The following is a 16,111-nucleotide window of genomic DNA, read 5'->3' on the forward strand; positions in this document are numbered from 1 at the left end:
GTCATGGGCATCAAGGCGACCGGCGAGGTGTGTGGCGAGTGTGGGGGGAGGACGTACCTCATCGAGCGGCGCGGAGACCAGGCGCATGCACGGGTGTGCACGTGCTCGGCCCGGTGCAGCCTGTGTGAAGGGCGCGGGTACGCATACGAGGTGCGCGAGGAGACCTTCAGCGCGAAGGTAGGCCCCAAGCGCTACGAGGTGCTCGTGCCGTGCGTCTGCCAGCACCGGGCGAAGCGCATGGAGCAATTCAACGAGGTGGGGCTGCCCGGCGTGGTGGCGCACTCGAGCTTCGAGAACTACCGGGCCTTCAACGAGGCGCAGGACCGGGCACGCAACCTGGCGATGCACTTCGCCCACCACTACGCCAAGAGCGGGGTGAACAAGGGCTTCATCCTCAGTGGCCCAGTGGGCACAGGGAAGACGCACCTGATGGGGGCCACGCTCAAGCACCTGGTGCTCGAGGTGGGGCTGGAAGCGCGCTACGTGGAGATCTCCCTGCTCTACGCCACCATCCGGCGCGGCTTCCAGGAGGGCAAGAGCGGCGGGGAGATCATCGGTCCGCTGTCGGACGTGCAGGTGCTGGCCATCGATGAGATGGGCAAGGGGCGCGGCAGCCAGTTCGAGATGGAGACGCTCGATGAGCTGATCGCCCGGCGCTACAACGCGGGGCGCACCACCCTCTTCGCGACGAACTACTCGCTGGAGCCGGAGCGCAAGAGCGTCCGGACGGCGGCGCCGAGTGGCTACCGCAGCACCGAGGACGCGAAGAACGCGGCGCGTGATGTGGAGTTGCTGCGCGAGCGCGTGGGTGAGCGCATCTACAGCCGGCTGTGCGAGATGTGCAGCTTCGTGGAGTTGCCCAAGGAGACGCCGGATCAGCGGCGCATGCGGCAGGAGCTGGACATCCGCCCGGGCCCGCCTCCAGGCAGCATGCGCGGCCCGGGCCGCTGAGCCCGTAGGTCCGCGGCTGGAACCTCAGGACTGCTCAGGCCCGAGCAGTCCCTCTTGAGCGGCGTACTCCCGCGTCGTCATCAACTCCTCGATGAGCTCGTGGGAGTCCGGAAACATCTTCTCCGCCAACTCCCCCAACCGAAGCGCCTTCTCCAGCGTCTCCTTCGTCCGCTCGGCATTCCAGTACCGGATCAGCCCCCACCATGCGTCCTTGAGCGTCCCCGACGCTTTTGCCGCGGCTTCCTCGTAGAGCTTCGCGGCCTCGTGCGAGGAGTCGCGATAGGTATCCAGGAAGAAGCCCAGTTCCACGAGGGCGGGAGCGCTGCGATAGGACCCTTGAACGGCCTGATTCAGAAGCCGCTGAACCTCCGCGAAAGCGGGCTCTGGATCCTGACCGTCATCCTGTGCGGTCCAGAGCCGCCGTTGCAGCAGCCATGCGAGGAACAGGGTGTTCTGCGTAAACGCGGGGCAAGCCTCGACCAACTCACGGTGCAACCGGAGCTGCTCTTCGCTCGGTTTGGCAACATCACCTGACTGCCGGGCGGCTTGGAACTTCGCAACCAACTCCTCGAGTCCAGGGTGCGCCATCGCTCACCTCACCGTCCCCATCTTTTCCATCAGGCGGTCCGGGTCTTGAAGCAGCTTCTTGACCATGTCGAGCTGAGCCCTCGTCGCCAGGCTGAAGTCCTTCTTGTCCAGCATCTGCTTGATTTCAAACAAGGTGAAGTCCTTGAGCTGGGAGGGGAAGTTGGGCGCACGCTGAAGAGAGGCGGGAAGCAGACCCAGCCTCGTATTCAGCAGCGCAATCCTGTCCAGCATTCGGGCTGCCACCGGCTGGGACAACAAGCCCGCCGCCGTCCCCTCGGCAATGAGCGCCTGGGCCTCTGCGAACTGTCCCTGCCCGATGAGCACCCAGATACGCGCAGAGAGCGTTCCGCCTTTGAGCCGAACACCCTCTTCCGGCTCGTCACCAGATGCTTCGCGTACCACGGCCTGTGAGCCGGGCTCCTCCTGAAAGGCCGTAGCGCCGCTATGGCTACAGCCCCAGAGGGACAGCACCATGAGCGTACCGAGAAGCCAGTTCCCGTCAGGCATGCCCCTCTCCGCGAATCACCAGGCCACTCCCGAGATTGTACCCCAGGAGTGGCCCCGACAGGCCGCGGTGAGGGTGCTAGCTCAGCTCACGGGGTGATGGCACGCAGCAGCGCGTTGCCCGATTCCGCCACGTACAGCGTTCCGTCCGGACCCACCGCGAGCCCCGCCGGCAGCACCAGGTCCGCGTCGCCCCCGCCGCCATTGCGCGAACCGAAGCGACCCGAGCCCGCCAGCGTCGTCACCTCCCCGCTCGGGGAGATGCGCCGCACGCGGTAGTTGCCTGGATCCGACACCGCCAGGCTCCCGTCCGCCAGCACCGCCAGGCCCAGGTAGGGCAGCATCCGCGCGTTCCTCCCCACCCCGTCCGCGAAGCCTCCCGGCGGCGATCCCGCTACCACGCTCACCGTGCCGTTGCGCAAGGCCATCACGCGCGACATCCCCGTCTCCACGCGGCATCCCGGACAGCTCGGCGCCTGCCGGATACTGACGTCCTGCAACACCGGAATTACCAGAAATTCTTGACTTCCAGACGGGCTGTCCTGCTAGACGTACACATGCGCCCAGAACCCAAGCTTCCGGCTGCTCGCCGTTGGCCCGTCATCCTCCTGCTGCTGACGGCCTCCGCTGCCTGCCACGAGGCACCCGCTCCCAAGATGGAGCGCCCCGGCACGGTGACCTCGGCACTCGACATCCCGACGCACTTCACCGACGTGGCACTCGTGGGCACGGTGCCGTGCTCCACCGACTACAGCCGCATCGACGACTGCTACAACGAGGAGAACCCGCAGCGGCCCAGCATCTTCCGGGAGCTGTCCGCGGCCTGGCGCCCCTATCAGCCCTCGGGGCTGCCGCCGGCGCTGCTCCCCTCCACGCTCGTGGGGCAGGTGCAGCCCTACCCTCCCTTCGAGTACTCCTGGAACGGGCCGCGCATCCCGCCCGCCGTGGATGCCGACGGAGCCCAGCAGGTGCTCCCCTACACCCGCAGCACCAACGACGGGCGCCTGTCCCTGCGCGGGGGCTGCCGCGGCTGTGGCGAGGGCTCCACACTCGTCACGTTCCGCCCCGAGGTGCTTGGCCAGGATCTCCGGTACGACTTCGCGGCGAAGGGAGCTCTGTTCTCGCAGCCCGGACATCAGCCCGGCCACCACCCCTTCGTCTACTACAACCCGCTCTTCTCCTCGCTGCAGACGAGGAACAACGGTTTCTTCCCCGACGCGCTCCACAACACGATCTGCGAGGACTCGGCGCCGGCCTACGTCTCCAGCAACCGCAACCCCGTCGCGTGCCACGCGCGCTACGAGGCCGGATCCCCATTCGTCACCGGGGACTGCTACGACATCTCGCTCGTATACGGGCTCACCGCGGCGGAGGCTTCCAACCAATGGGAGCTGCGCTCGGTGGATGTGACCGTGTTCGTCCGCAACCCGAAGACGCTGTCGGCCGGAGAGCGGCAGGGCGGGGACACGAGCGGCTGGGGGTTGTGGATCTACCCGCGCAATCCCGAGGGCGAGCTGAAGTCCCTGCCCCAGTGGGTGCTTCCTCCCTTCCGGCCCTTCAACGTGCACGAGACGCCGTGGAACGATCTGAACGGCAACAACCCCACCTGGACGTATTCAGGCACCAACCAGATCAACTGGGCGCGTGTCCTCAGCAGCCATCCCAGCTTCAAGTGCTACGACGAGCTCCAGGTGAGCGGGCCTTCCGGCACGATCTCCTACAGCTACCCGCGCGCCTCGGGTCCCAACGTCCCCAAGTGGTGCCAGTTCTTCGACCGGCAGTCCTCGCGCTCGCGCTTCCAGGTGGAGGATGACGAGGACACCGTCATCGGCAACGGCGGCTACTGGAACGGCATCCATACACGGCCTGCCTCGGGAGAGCAGAAGCCGTTCTTCCTCTTCGAGCCCACGGTGACCGGAGACGGCCGGCTGCTCGTCCTCAACATGGAGGGGCTCTACTACTCATACTCGCCCGATGCCTGCCGCGCGGAGGGGTGGGCGCACATGAAGCCCATCAGCATGATGCCGGTGGATCCCGAGGTGAACAGCCGCTACCAGATTGCGAAGTCGCAGGTGATTGGAGGGGTGCCCCAACCGTTCCGCGATCCGATGGGCAACTCCATCCCGTTCGGCGTGCGCAACCAGGGCGCGTACCCGTGGATCGACCGCGAGGGCAAGAACCTCTTCTTCGCGGCGAAGAACAACACGCATGACGGCTACTACGCGCGCCAGGTGCTCCGCCGGGAGATGTTCGGGCCCAACGTCTCCACCCAGACGCTCTCCGGCCCACCGCAGAACGACACACAGCGCGCGGACTTCAACCCGGATCGGAGTCCCGCGCAGGCCGTCACCGTGCTTGGGGCGTGGACGCACGGCAAGGCCGTCATCCTCGACAACGGGTTGAGCATCACCGACCTGGGCGGAAACCGCTCGAACAACCTCCAGCACACCTTTGATCTGCGCCTCTACGCCGGTAACGACATCTCGCTGACCCCCCAGGGCAGCTCGTCGATCTTCTCCTTCGAGAACCAGCTCAACCACTTCGACGCGCTGCGGCCCACGCTGCCCTTCGACGTGGTGTGGAACGTCCAGTCGAACACGCAGCGCACCTCCGAGGTGGCCTTCGACGAGTACCTGAACAAGCAGGCGTTCGTCGTCGCCCACATGAACGCGCCCATGCGCATGGATGTCTCGCCTCACGGGGCCCAACGCGCCGAGACGTTCCCCAAGGACGGCTTCGTCCCCATGCGCAATGTCTGGGCCAACGTGCGGAGTGGGGACATCGCGGACTTCCGTTTCGCGCGCAACCCGTTGGTGCAGAACGCGGCGACCACCAGCGCCACCCACGGCACCGAGGATCTGCGGGGGCCTGGTTCGCTGCGGCTCCGGGGCGGCGCACGCATCGAGCCCATCGCCCTGGGTGGAGTCAGCGGCAAGGGCGTGTGGATGGATGGCGTCAACGACTTCATGGACATGGGCTACCCCGTCCAGGCCTCGCGCCGTGACTGGTACCTCGGTATCTGGCTCGACTCGCGCCAGCCGTTCCCCAATGCCCCCTCCGGCCTCGAGCAGCGCACCATGCCGCGCACCATCTTCTACTTCCCGGACAACTCGTGGATCGGCCTCTCCGCGGGGAAGCACTCCTCCGGAGCCACCTGGCACGAGCTGGCCGTGTACAACGGCGCCACGGGAAGCTGGTACAAGGTGAACCTCGGCTCGCTCGTGCAGCCGGGCACATTCTTCCACTTCGGCGTGAAGGTGTTCACGCAGGCAGGCCAGCGCACCCTGCGGTTCTACGTGAACGGAACGCCTGTCACGACGTTGGTGGTCGCTCCCACGGACAGCGGCTTCAAGCTCATGGAGAACACCGTCAACGGTTGGACGTGGATGACGGTGAGCGATCCGGGGCCGGCCTTCGTGCCAGGACAGCCGAGGCTGCCCTTCCTTGGCTGGGTGGATGAGCTGCGCGTCTACGCGCTGTCGGCGCAGGACGCGCAGGCCCCCTGGCTCGACGAGCACATCTGCAACAACGCGCTCGGGACGCTGGTGGACATCACCACGTACACCGGAGAGTCCGCGCACCCCGCGCTGTCGGCATTGCGGAACCGGGCGAATCTGTACCCGGGTTTTCCCACGCAGCTGTGCGAGCAGATGAGGCTCGGCTCCCATGTGGATCCGCGCGACTACCCCGCGCAGTACGGCGAGCACCTGTGCATCGACCGCGTCCACAAGAACCCTCATGCGGACCCATCCCTGGCTTCCCGGTGCAAGCGCGCGCAGAAGCTGGCCCTTCCGGTGTTGCAGGCGGCCTCGCCGCGGCCCGATACCAGCGCCAACACCTTCTGCCTCACCTGCCACACCTCCACCGCGCCCCTCCCTGGGTTGCGTCCCGGCGCCCTCACGGCGGGCTCGGGACCCCGCTACCAGGATCCGCGGCGGCAACCGATGAACGTGCCAGCGGTGATGGGCGGCATCGTTCCACCGTGGCTCCAGGGAGGCATCAGCCAGCCCGATGGCACGCGGACGCTGGACCACCACTTCGATCAATTCCTGGCCCCCTGACGGGCCTGGCTGGAGCCCCATCCAAGAGGCGGGGCATGGCTCGCGAGAGGGCCTGCCCCGCCGCTCTTCAGACAGCGAAGCGATGTCCGGTCAGGTCGACCTTCGAAAGGGTCAACCGGAAAGGCTCCCCCTTCCGCGAGCCCTCTCCGAGCTCGACGGAGCTCTCGACGAGGACTCCCTCCAGGCCCGAGTCCTCCGCGAGCTTGGAGGCGATGTTGACGGGGTTGCCCGCGATCTCCCGCTCACCGTTGGCGAGCGGGAAGAGGTAGACCTCGCCCCGGGTCAGCCCGACACGGGCCTTGAAGCCCAGGGCGCGATTGCCCTCGATGACGTCGCGCGCGAAAGCGACCGCGTCACGGCCCTCGTCGAAGAGCACGATCGCCAGGGAGCCGTTGGACTTCACGACGTCCGCCCCATGGGACACCGCGATGCGACGGACCGCGAGGTTGATGAGCGACATGTCCGTGAACGAGTCCAGCAGGAACCTGTGCGGCTCGTGGCCCACCTTCACGAATGCCACCGTCCGGGTCTTCCAGTACTCGGGAAACTCCTCCTTCCCGAGCTCCTCCACGGACGCCGAACGCAGCCGCTGGAAGAACGCCGCGTCGAACGGCATCGGATAGTGGGGGTTGTTGCCTTCGACGGCGTCCACGGACCCGCGAAAGTCCGTCAGCGACCAGAGCGCGCCCTTGTCCTGGAGATCCTCGCGCACCCGGGCCGCGTCTCGCACCGGGCCCGTGAGGTGCTCGAGGACCGCCTCCGATACGACGATCTCCCCTCCCGAGGTCTCGTCCTCCGCGATGGCCTCGATGAAGTCAGCCCCCTCACCGAAGAGCCCGCCGCCTACCCTGTAGCACTCGCAGCTGTGGATGCCGATCCCCACCTGCACCTGCAGTGCCCTGGCCCTCGCCTGCATCGCGAGCATCTGCGCGACGACCCGCGCCGGCGCGATCTTCTCCTCGAAGAACATCTGCGAGTTGTCCGCCGCCCAGATTCCAATGGCCTCGCCACCGATCGCGGTCCCGTAGGAATGGATCACTTCCTTGGGCTCGGAGACGAGCTTCATCACCTGGGCCAGGGAATAACGCTGGGTCAGCGAGGACAGCCCCGCGGAGTCCGTGGAGACGACCGTGCCCCGCTTCCGGAAGGGGGCCATCAGCTGCTCGTGCCGGGCGGAGGTCTTGTCCTGCCCGTTCCAGCGCAGAACGAGCTCGGCCGGGATGAGCCCCGCGATGTCCTGCCGCAAGTCTGCCAGGGAAATATTGTACGTCGCCATCAGTCACCCTCCGCCTGAGCCGTCAGCCCTCGAGCAGCCAGTGCCGGCCGTCGGACCAACCCAGGAACCGGCGAGCGCGTCCCATGGGACCACCACGGCCACTCGCGTCGAACGTCTTACCGGCAGACACCCACTCGAGCCCAGCCATCACCGGCTCGAAACGGCGAACGAAGGCCTCGTCCTGCTCCTCGACGTGCTCGCGCGCCCAGTCGAGGAACTCCTGCAGCGCGAACCGCTCCACCAACGAGAGGAAGAACAGCATCTGCCTCCAGGCGTAGGCGGTGTTCTTCACCATCTGAAGCCGCGCCTTCCAGTGGTCGATCTTCATCGACTGCTGCCGGACCAGCCATTGGAAGCACAGCTCGGCGAGGTGCGGCAGGGCCGGGCGCAACGTCGCAGCAAGCCCCAGCGCCTCGAACAGGACGGCGAGGTTGTGCGTCGTGAGGATCTGCGCCTGCTCGATGATCGTGCCGTTACGGGCGACCGACCACCCCGCCTGCTTCGCACCCGCGCGCTCGGTACACAGCTCCGCGAAGCCCGGCGAGGTGTCCTTGCCCCACCGCTTCTCGCGATCGTCCAGCTCGAGGAGGAGCTCCGTAGGGACGTCGTAGTACCGGGCGTAGAGCGTTCCCTCGAGAAGCCGTGCCGCCGACCGCGCCGCATCGAGGTACTTCATGGAGAACGTGCCCATGAAGATGTCGGCGGCGAGCTCCTCCACCAGCGGAAGCTTCAGGTCCGCGCCCTTCGCGAGCGCATACAGCTCCTGAATCAACTTATTGGGGAGAAGGGTCTGGGGAAAGGAGGTGAGCGCGAGCGTCGAGACCTGCTCGAGCGTCTGCCGCGCCAGTGCTCGTGCACCGAGATCGCTCTTGCGGAACGGTCGAATGGCCTCCACCCATGGCAGCTCGTCGAACCGGACCTGGTGCTGCAAGTCCAGCAACAGCAACGAGCGCCGGCGCCGGAACGCGGCGTAGATGGCGGTGTAGAGTCGGCGCAGGTCCGGATCCTCGATACCGGCTGCTCCCACCTGCGAGGTGATCTGCGGCAACACCGTGGCGAGCACCTCGCCGGAACCAATCACCCCTCGCTCCACGAGCTGGTCGATGGGCGCCTCGAGGCTGCGCTCGACCTTCTCGAGCAGATGCGGGGGAATGGGATGGCCGCCCACTGGAGCGGAGACAACCTCGAGCGTGCTGAGCCCTTCATCGCCGGGCAGCGCCCGCAGGCGGTCCGCCACCTGCATTGCGAGCTCATTCCCAGTCGGTTGTGCGGCCATCCGCGCCTGCTCGTCGCGTACCCGTCGAAGCTGCTCCGAGCCGGGGGCTCCGTGCCTCGTCACATACGAGGCGAGAATCTTGCGAATGGAGCCGACGTCCCGGCCCGTGAGCGAGCGCGCATCGGCCACGCACTGCTCCAGAAAGCCGCGCAGCCGAGCGAAGTTCGCCTTCGGGTGCTCGGGCTTGCCGCACAGCGTGTGATTCAGGCGCTCGGCCTCGTAGTCGCGCAGCAGCTGCCGCGCACGCTCGTGCCAGCCTTCCGGCCAGCTCTGGCAGGGCCAACCGCCCTCAACCCGGCCCTGGCCATCGGGGCGGCGGACCAACTCTCCGCCCTCCACCGCCAGGTGGGGAAGCTCTCCTCGCACAGTCTCGAGGAACAGCTCGACGGCGCGGTCATAGAGTGGATTCCAGACCCGCAACGTCTCGTTCATCTTCGCGATCTGCGGACGCAGCTGGACAGAATCCAACTGCTCCACAGTGGTCCGGACCGTCTGCACGCGCACCACCGCGCTCGGGGAGAACGGACGGGCGTCCGGCGCAGGGTAGAACCGCAGCCGGTCGGCGAGCGGCGCCAACGTCTCCAGCAGCTCGAGCGCCCGCTCTGATTCGCCACGACCAAGCAGCCAGGTCACGGTCAGCAGCGCCCCCTCCTCCGGGACGCGCACCCGGTAGCAGCCGCTGTGCAGCGCCGCCGAAAGCTCGCGCTGGCCGTCGTCGCGCAGGAACCAGGCATTCAGCCGGGAGCGCTCCGTGGTGGCTCCCTCGGGATTGGGAAGCGAAGCGAGACGCTCCTGCTCGTATGGCTCTAACGGGCCCCCAGCGAGCAGCTGGCCGGTGGCGAATCCGCCATGCGCCACGTCCAGGGTGACCCAGGCGGGGACCCCCTCGACTGGCGTGCGAGAGCCAACCGAAAGCGCTCCCCGTGCCATCCCTTCCAGCACCGAGCACCAGCGCTCGACCTTCTCCGCCGCGCGAGCCCGGATGGCGGGGTCGGAGTGTCGCAGGCTCGTCTCGAGCCCACGGCGGAGCTGGTCGAGCACATAGCTGGTATTGACGCGGGGAGAGGGAGTTTCGGTCGGCATCGTGGCGCCCGAGAGAGAAGACTTGGAGGCAGGATTCGAACCCGCGCCCTGCCGGTTAAGAGCCGGCTGCTCTACCGCTGAGCTACTCCAAGGGTTGAAGAGACTTGGAGGCAGGATTCGAACCCGCGCCCTGCCGGTTAAGAGCCGGCTGCTCTACCACTGAGCTACTCCAAGGATGAGGCCCACCCTAGCACGAGTGCCCTCTTCAAATGGGTCAACCCGGGGGGCGGATACCCTCACCCCGTCCCTCTCCCGAAGGGAGAGGGGATTTCCGCGCGGATGTCTGTGCGGGTGGCTCAGGCTCCGAGGAACTCCCGGTGCAGCCTCGCGGTGAGCGGCTTCAGGTGCTGCTTGTCCACCAGCAAGGTGAGCTGCAACGGCGACGTGTGGACCGCGTGCACCCTCGCACCCAGCTCCTCCGCCACCCCCAGCGCCCTTCTCAGGTAGCTCCAGTCCGCGTTCAGCCCCGCCCCCACCGCCGTTACCGTTCCCACCTCCTCCCGCAGCGTCACCGCCTCCCCAAAGCGCGCCCCCACGTCCCGCTTCAGCGCCTCCAGCCCGTGCACGTCCTGCAGCGGCACCGCGATGAACGCCCTCCCCTCCCTCCCCATCAGCCCGTCGAACGCCAGCGCCCTCCCGCGCACCCCTCGCGCGTCCAGGAACTCCAGCAGCTCCGGCACCTTCACCGCCTCCACCGCCGCCGACAGCACCGCCATCTCCGACTCCGCCGTCACGCCCTTCACCCGCGTGTCCGCCGGCGCCACCAGCTCCTGCACCGCCGTCCCCGTCCCCGCCGCATGTGCCGTGCGCGCCAGGATGACGATGCCCTTCGCCTTCGCGAACTCCACCGCCTGCGCGTTCAGTACCTTCGCACCCGCGCTCGCCAGCTCTTGCATCTCGTCGTACGAGAGCGACTCCAGCTTCCTCGCGTCCGGCACCACCCGAGGATCCGCGCTGAAGATTCCGTCCACGTCCGAGTAGATCTCACACGACTCCGCGCTCAGCGCCGCTGCCAGCGCCACCGCCGTCGTGTCCGAGCCCCCTCGCCCCAGCGTCGTCACCTCCCGCTTGTACGAGACGCCCTGGTAGCCCGCGACGATCACCACCTTGCCCCGCGCCAGCTCGTCCTGGATGCGGTACGGCCTCACCTCCACGATGCGCGCCTGCGAGTGCGCGTCGTTCGTGATGATGCCGCTCTGGCTCCCCGTGAAGCTGATGGCCGGCACCCCCTGCTCCTGGAGCGCCATCGACAGCAGCGCCATGGAGATGCGCTCCCCACACGTCAGCAGCATGTCCAGCTCGCGCCTCGGCGGGTCCGGCGACACCTGCTTGGCCAGCGCCAGCAGCTCGTCCGTCGTGTCCCCCATTGCCGACACCACCACCACCACCTGGTAGCCCCGCTCCCGCGTCTCCTTCACTCGGAGTGCGACCTTGCGGATCTTCTCCACATCGGCGACCGATGAGCCGCCGTACTTCTGAACCACGATCGGCATAAAGCACCCGCTGCTTTGTTCCTAGGGGCCGGCGAAGGTCACAGGTAACCTGCCGGGCGTGTCCGCCCAGACACACTGGAAGTCACTATGCACAAGGCTCGCCAGCGCCCTCACGTGTCCCGTCCACGCCCGCCTGCCCGCATTGACAGTCCGACACCGGCTCTTATATCGGCGGCCGGTCGAACGCTTCTTTCCGGAGCCTTCCCATGCCCATGATCGAGGTCCAGAACCTCACCAAGCGATACCGGGAGCGGGTCGCGGTGGATCACCTGAACTTCTCGGTCGCCGAGGGAGAAATTCTCGGATTTCTCGGCCCCAACGGCGCGGGCAAGTCCACCACGATGAAGATCCTCACCGGCTTCCTGCCCCCCTCCGAGGGCACGGCCAAGGTGGCGGGCTTCGACGTCTTCGAGCAGCCCCTGGAGGTCAAGCGACGGATCGGCTACCTGCCCGAGACCCCGCCCCTCTACCCGGAGATGACGGTGGCCGGGTACCTGAAGTTCGTCGCCGAGCTCAAGGGACTGCCCGGCCGCGGGATTCGCGCCGAGCTGGAGCGGGTGGCCGGCCTCACCGGGCTCGCGGACGTGATGGGCCGCATCATCCAGAACCTCTCCAAGGGCTACAAGCAGCGCGTGGGGATTGCCCAGGCCCTGCTCGGCTCCCCGCCGGTGCTCATCCTCGACGAGCCCACCGAGGGGCTGGATCCCGCCCAGCGCGCCGAGGTGCGCGGCCTCATCAAGGGGCTGGCGGGCAAGCATACCGTCATCCTCTCCACCCACATCCTCCCCGAGGTGACGATGACCTGCGAGAAGGTCCTCATCATCAACCAGGGCCGGGTGGTCGCGTACGATCAGATCCGCAAGCTCGCCAAGGTGCACGGCGGCAAGGCGGAGAACGTCTCGCTGGAGGAGATCTTCATCAAGCTGACCGCGGCCTGAGGCCCGCGCGTCCCCCCGTACACGGTTTCGGAGGCCCCATGCGCACCGCGCTGGCGATCGCCCGCAAAGAGCTGTCCATCTACTTCACCACGCCCTGGGCCTACGCCGTCTTCACGGCAATGCTGGCCATCTCGTCGTTCTTCTTCGTCAACGGCCTCTACGAGTTCCAACGGGCCCAGGAGATGGCACGCCAGTACGGGTGGGAACGCATCCCTCCGGAGTTCCGCAACCTCACCGACGGGGTGCTGGTGCCCTTCTGGTCCACGGTGGTGATGATCACCCTTTTCGTGGTGCCTTTCCTCTCCATGCGGCTGTTCGCGGAGGAGAAGCGCAACAAGACGTTCGAGCTGCTGATGACAGCGCCGGTGCGGCCGTTGGAGATCGTCCTGGGCAAGTACCTCGGCGGCCTGGGCATCATCACCACCACGCTGGGGCTCACCATCTTCTTCCCCGTGCTGCTGGCCATCTTCGGCAAGTCCGACTCCGGCAGCGCGCTGGAGTGGGGCACGGTGCTGCTGGGCTATGGCGGGCTGCTCTTGTGGGGCGCCACCTGCATGGCCGTGGGCATGTTCATCTCCTCGCTGACGGAGAGCCAGATGGTGGCCGCGCTCGTCACCTTCGCGGTGTTGCTGCCGTGGATGCTGCTCCAGGGGCTGGCCCAGGCCACCGAGGAGCCCGTGCGCTCCTTCATCAGCTACCTGTCCTTCGGCGCGCAGCTCCAGGGCCTCATGCGCGGCGTGCTGGAGCTGAAGTCACTCGTCTTCTTCTTCTCCGTCATCTTCTTCTCCCTGCTGCTCAGCCACCGCTCGGTGGAAGCGCAGCGCTGGGCCTGACGTGCCCCCCTCGAGGACGCCAATGAAAGCGGCCAACATCGGCAAGATCCTGGGTGGCTTCGGGCTGCTGCTGCTGTTCTCCAGCCCCTTCACCCTCTTCTTCTCCTCGGGCTCCTTCGCCCTCGTCGCCACCAAGGTGGTGGCCGGCCTGGTGCTGGTGGGCCTCTACTTCGCCACCAACTTCAAGCAGTTCGGCCAGTTCGCCTCACGGCGCTCCAGCTTCTTCTTCGGGAGCACCGCGCTCATGGTGCTACTGACGCTGGGCGCCCTGCTGGCCATCAACTACATCGCCTACAAGAAGAACCAGCGCTGGGACCTGACCGAGAAGAAGATCTTCACGCTCTCGCCCCAGACGCTCTCGACGCTCAAGGGCCTGCGGGAGCCGGTGCGCGCCATCGGCTTCATCCCCACGGACCACCCCGCCTACGAGGCGCTCCAGGCCACCTTCGATCGCTACCACGTGGAGGCCCCGGAGCGGTTCGAGTACTCCTTCAAGGATCCACGCCGCCACCCGGACCTGACCGAAAAATACTCGCTGACCGAGAGCCAGACGACGGTGGTGCTCACGCGCGGCGAGGGCTCCAGCGAAACGCACACCAAGCTCAACATCGTCAGCGAGCAGGAGCTCACCAATGCCCTCATCAAGCTCACCCGGGTGAGCGAGCAGAAGGTGTACTTCGTGGTGGGCCATGGCGAGTGGCCGCTCAATCAACCGATGCCCATGTCGGGCCAGCGCGGCCGGACGACGAGCCTCTCGGAGATGAAGCAGCAGCTCACCCAGGAGGGCTACAGCACCCGGGAGATCAACCTCGCGGGCGGCACCACGGTGCCCCGGGATGCCTCGCTGGTGGTCATCGCCGGCGCCAAGGGACGCTACAGCCCCTCCGAGGTGGAGTCCCTGCGCCAGTACCTGGCCGCGGGTGGCCGGATGATCTACTTCGCCGAGGCGTACGGTGAGCCTGGACCGGAGCTGTCCGGGTTGCTCGCCGAGTACGGCGTGGGCATCGACCCGGGTGTGGTCGCGGATGCGCAATTCAACGGCGGCAGCCCCTACGTCGTCCTCTCACTCTTCTACGGCCGGCATGAGATCTCCCAGCCCCTGAGCCAGCGGCAGCTCAACATCGAGTTCCCCACCGCGCGCGCCCTCAACGTGCGAACCCTGGGGCTGGCCGAGGGCGTGAAGGTGGTGGCGGTCGTCTCCACCTCGCCCTTTGGCTGGGTGGAGCTGACGCCCGATGACAAGCCGGCGGCTGGCGAAGGCGAGCGGACCGGCCAGATCCCCCTGGTGACGGCCAGCACGCGCAATACCTCGGGCGCACAGGACAAGCGCTTCGACGAGGCCCGGCTCGTGGTGGTGGGTGACTCGGAGCTCCTCATGGACTCCAACTGGGGCCACGAGGGCAACCGCAACCTGGTGATGAATGCCTTCGGCTGGGCCACCACCCAGGAGGACAAGGTCACCATCCGCCCGCCGGACCGCACGGCTTCCACCCTTCAACTGGATGAGGACATGCTCAACCGCGTCCGGTTCGTGTCCACTGACGTCCTGCCCCTGTCGCTGCTCGGCGTGGGGATGGCCATCTGGCTCTCGAGGCGAAACAAGTGAACGCCCAACAGAAGAACCTCGTCACGTTGCTCACCGTCGCCCTCGTGGCCGGCGGGCTCGGCCTCTACGCGTACTTCGGCGTGATGCAGCCGGAGGAGAAGGAGGCCCAGCGCAAGGAAGCGGAGGAGAAGGTCTTCGCCGCCCACTCCCCCGGAGAGCGCGACACGGACGGCGGCGCCCCGCCTGAGCCCATCTTCACCTGGATCTCCGTCGAGCTGCCCATGGGCAAGACGGTGATGGAGCGCCAGGACAACACCTGGCGCATCACCTCGCCGGTATCCGCCCTGGCGGACAAGACGGAGGTGAGCAACCTTCTCGCCCAGCTCTCGACCGCGAAGTTCAAGGCCACGCTCGAGGAGAACCCCACCGACGCGGACCTGGAGCGCTACGGGCTGAAGCAGCCTCGCGCCTCCGTGACGACCCGGGCGTACGTGCCGGACGCGCAGGGAGGCGGCGCGAATGATCCGACGCGCCAGCGCTCGAGTACCGTCTACTTCGGTGTCGAGAACAACTTCGACGGCTCGGTGTACCTGCGCCGAGAGGGCGACCCGCGCGTGTACACTGCCCAGGGCGCGCTCCGCTTCGTGCTGCAGAAGAGCACCAACGAGTGGAGGGAGCGCGTGGTGTTCCCCGTGGAGGAGTCCTCGCTCTTGCGCATCGAGGTGAAGGCCCGCAAGAACGCCTTCACCCTGGAGCGCGCCACCACCGAAAAGCCGTGGAAGCTGGTGCAGCCGGTGGAGCTGCGCGCTTCATCCGAGCAGGTGACGAAGATGGTCTCGGCGCTCAATGGCCACCGGGCCATCATCTTCCCCAGTCAGGAGGATGAGGAGAAAGTGCGCCGGGCCCTGGAGAAGCCCTTGGTGCAGGCCACCTTCGTACGCAAGCTCGGCGGGCCGGTGCGCGTGCGCATCACCGAGCTGGAGCTGGGCGGGTTCAAGCAGACCGTCGCGCTGTCGGAGTGGGACTCGGAGAGCATGCTCGCCCGGGTGGACCAGCGCGCCCTCGACGTGCTGGACCTCGCGCCCAAGGACTTCAAGGACCGCAAGGTGCTCGCGTTCAGCGTCCGCGAGGTGAACCACATCACCATCCACCCGGCGCCAGGTAGCGAGCAGATCTCCCTCTCGCTGGCCCCGGACACCGGCAAGTGGGAGATGGCGGCCCCCATGGTCGGCATCGCCCAGCAGTTCAAGGTGGCCTCGCTGCTGGGCTCGATGGAGTCGCTCACGGCGGCGGCCATCGTCGAGTCCAACCCGAAGAACTGGGGCCGGTATGGCATCACCGGCACTTCCCGCGGCGTGACGCTGCGGGATGCCACGGACACCGAGGTGGCCCGACTGTGGATCGGCTCCGAGGTGAAGGGTAACCCGCAGCGCGTGTGGGCCCGCGGCTCGTCCGAGGACGTGCTCGAGGTGGAGAAGTCCGCCCTCGCGGCGCTGCCGCTTGCGCTGACGGACCTCATGGACGGAGTGCCGGGAGCGGCCAGCTCGCCCTGAGGCCCCGCC

At 67.2% G+C, this 16,111-nt stretch carries 12 protein-coding genes and 2 tRNA genes; 6 read left to right on the top strand and 8 right to left on the bottom strand.

All coding sequences use genetic code 11. From position 1 onward, the window contains the following. The first annotated feature begins 3 nt into the window (after positions 1-3). Positions 4-951: an ATP-binding protein gene (locus OV287_RS36115; RefSeq protein WP_267538583.1), complete on the top strand. Its 948-nt coding sequence runs from the start codon at positions 4-6 to the stop codon at positions 949-951. Positions 952-975: 24 nt separating this feature from the next. On the opposite strand, the gene OV287_RS36120 is transcribed toward OV287_RS36115, so the two are convergent. From OV287_RS36120 to OV287_RS36130, 3 genes are all read right to left on the bottom strand, one after another. Then, positions 976-1,539, bottom strand: coding sequence for a hypothetical protein (locus OV287_RS36120; protein ID WP_267538584.1), 564 nt, complete (start codon positions 1,537-1,539; stop codon positions 976-978). Between the two features lie 3 nt (positions 1,540-1,542). Beyond that, positions 1,543-2,046: a hypothetical protein gene (locus tag OV287_RS36125; RefSeq protein WP_267538585.1), complete on the bottom strand. Its 504-nt coding sequence runs from the start codon at positions 2,044-2,046 to the stop codon at positions 1,543-1,545. Between the two features lie 86 nt (positions 2,047-2,132). After that, positions 2,133-2,483 (bottom strand): NHL repeat-containing protein, encoded by a 351-nt coding sequence (locus tag OV287_RS36130; RefSeq protein WP_267538586.1) that lies wholly within the window; start codon positions 2,481-2,483, stop codon positions 2,133-2,135. Positions 2,484-2,600: 117 nt separating this feature from the next. On the opposite strand from OV287_RS36130, the gene OV287_RS36135 reads away from it, so the two are divergent. Beyond that, on the top strand, positions 2,601-6,104 hold the full coding sequence (locus OV287_RS36135; protein WP_267538587.1) for a LamG-like jellyroll fold domain-containing protein: 3,504 nt from the start codon (positions 2,601-2,603) through the stop codon (positions 6,102-6,104). Positions 6,105-6,171: 67 nt separating this feature from the next. Here OV287_RS36135 and OV287_RS36140 read toward each other — a convergent pair whose 3' ends face one another. From OV287_RS36140 to OV287_RS36160, 5 genes are all read right to left on the bottom strand, one after another. Next, positions 6,172-7,380, bottom strand: coding sequence for a nucleotidyl cyclase domain-containing protein (locus OV287_RS36140; protein WP_267538588.1), 1,209 nt, complete (start codon positions 7,378-7,380; stop codon positions 6,172-6,174). 22 nt (positions 7,381-7,402) lie between these two features. Next, a complete protein-coding gene (locus OV287_RS36145) occupies positions 7,403-9,739 on the bottom strand; it encodes a hypothetical protein (protein WP_267538589.1) in 2,337 nt (778 codons plus the stop codon). A 20-nt stretch (positions 9,740-9,759) separates the two neighbouring features. Next, positions 9,760-9,831 (bottom strand) — tRNA-Lys (locus OV287_RS36150). Between the two features lie 10 nt (positions 9,832-9,841). Beyond that, a tRNA-Lys gene (locus OV287_RS36155) sits at positions 9,842-9,913 on the bottom strand. Between the two features lie 122 nt (positions 9,914-10,035). Beyond that, complete coding sequence (locus OV287_RS36160; protein WP_267538590.1) at positions 10,036-11,232, bottom strand: aspartate kinase; 1,197 nt, start codon at positions 11,230-11,232, stop codon at positions 10,036-10,038. 206 nt (positions 11,233-11,438) lie between these two features. Between OV287_RS36160 and OV287_RS36165 the strand changes: the two genes are divergently transcribed. From OV287_RS36165 to OV287_RS36180, 4 genes are read left to right on the top strand one after another with little or no spacing between them, the layout of a single operon-like run. Continuing rightward, positions 11,439-12,170: an ABC transporter ATP-binding protein gene (locus tag OV287_RS36165; RefSeq protein WP_267538591.1), complete on the top strand. Its 732-nt coding sequence runs from the start codon at positions 11,439-11,441 to the stop codon at positions 12,168-12,170. A 38-nt stretch (positions 12,171-12,208) separates the two neighbouring features. Beyond that, positions 12,209-13,003 carry an ABC transporter permease gene (locus OV287_RS36170; RefSeq protein WP_267538592.1) on the top strand — a complete coding sequence of 265 codons (795 nt, stop codon included), beginning with the start codon at positions 12,209-12,211 and terminating at the stop codon, positions 13,001-13,003. A 22-nt stretch (positions 13,004-13,025) separates the two neighbouring features. Beyond that, positions 13,026-14,609, top strand: coding sequence for a GldG family protein (locus tag OV287_RS36175; protein ID WP_267538593.1), 1,584 nt, complete (start codon positions 13,026-13,028; stop codon positions 14,607-14,609). Continuing rightward, positions 14,606-16,102 carry a DUF4340 domain-containing protein gene (locus OV287_RS36180; protein ID WP_267538594.1) on the top strand — a complete coding sequence of 499 codons (1,497 nt, stop codon included), beginning with the start codon at positions 14,606-14,608 and terminating at the stop codon, positions 16,100-16,102. The genes OV287_RS36175 and OV287_RS36180 overlap by 4 nt, the downstream gene beginning before the upstream one ends. Positions 16,103-16,111 lie beyond the last annotated feature (9 nt).

Source organism: Archangium lansingense (assembly GCF_026626635.1).
In the GTDB taxonomy this organism is placed as follows: Bacteria; Myxococcota; Myxococcia; order Myxococcales; family Myxococcaceae; genus Archangium; species Archangium lansingense.

What these genes read in the sequence shown, in the direction of transcription:
- OV287_RS36115 (WP_267538583.1), top strand. Translation starts at nt 4, where the DNA reads ATGGGCATCAAGGCGACCGGCGAGGTGTGTGGCGAGTGTGGGGGGAGG.
- OV287_RS36120 (WP_267538584.1), bottom strand. Translation starts at nt 1,539, where the DNA reads ATGGCGCACCCTGGACTCGAGGAGTTGGTTGCGAAGTTCCAAGCCGCC.
- OV287_RS36125 (WP_267538585.1), bottom strand. Translation starts at nt 2,046, where the DNA reads ATGCCTGACGGGAACTGGCTTCTCGGTACGCTCATGGTGCTGTCCCTC.
- OV287_RS36130 (WP_267538586.1), bottom strand. Translation starts at nt 2,483, where the DNA reads ATGTCGCGCGTGATGGCCTTGCGCAACGGCACGGTGAGCGTGGTAGCG.
- OV287_RS36135 (WP_267538587.1), top strand. Translation starts at nt 2,601, where the DNA reads ATGCGCCCAGAACCCAAGCTTCCGGCTGCTCGCCGTTGGCCCGTCATC.
- OV287_RS36140 (WP_267538588.1), bottom strand. Translation starts at nt 7,380, where the DNA reads ATGGCGACGTACAATATTTCCCTGGCAGACTTGCGGCAGGACATCGCG.
- OV287_RS36145 (WP_267538589.1), bottom strand. Translation starts at nt 9,739, where the DNA reads ATGCCGACCGAAACTCCCTCTCCCCGCGTCAATACCAGCTATGTGCTC.
- OV287_RS36160 (WP_267538590.1), bottom strand. Translation starts at nt 11,232, where the DNA reads ATGCCGATCGTGGTTCAGAAGTACGGCGGCTCATCGGTCGCCGATGTG.
- OV287_RS36165 (WP_267538591.1), top strand. Translation starts at nt 11,439, where the DNA reads ATGCCCATGATCGAGGTCCAGAACCTCACCAAGCGATACCGGGAGCGG.
- OV287_RS36170 (WP_267538592.1), top strand. Translation starts at nt 12,209, where the DNA reads ATGCGCACCGCGCTGGCGATCGCCCGCAAAGAGCTGTCCATCTACTTC.
- OV287_RS36175 (WP_267538593.1), top strand. Translation starts at nt 13,026, where the DNA reads ATGAAAGCGGCCAACATCGGCAAGATCCTGGGTGGCTTCGGGCTGCTG.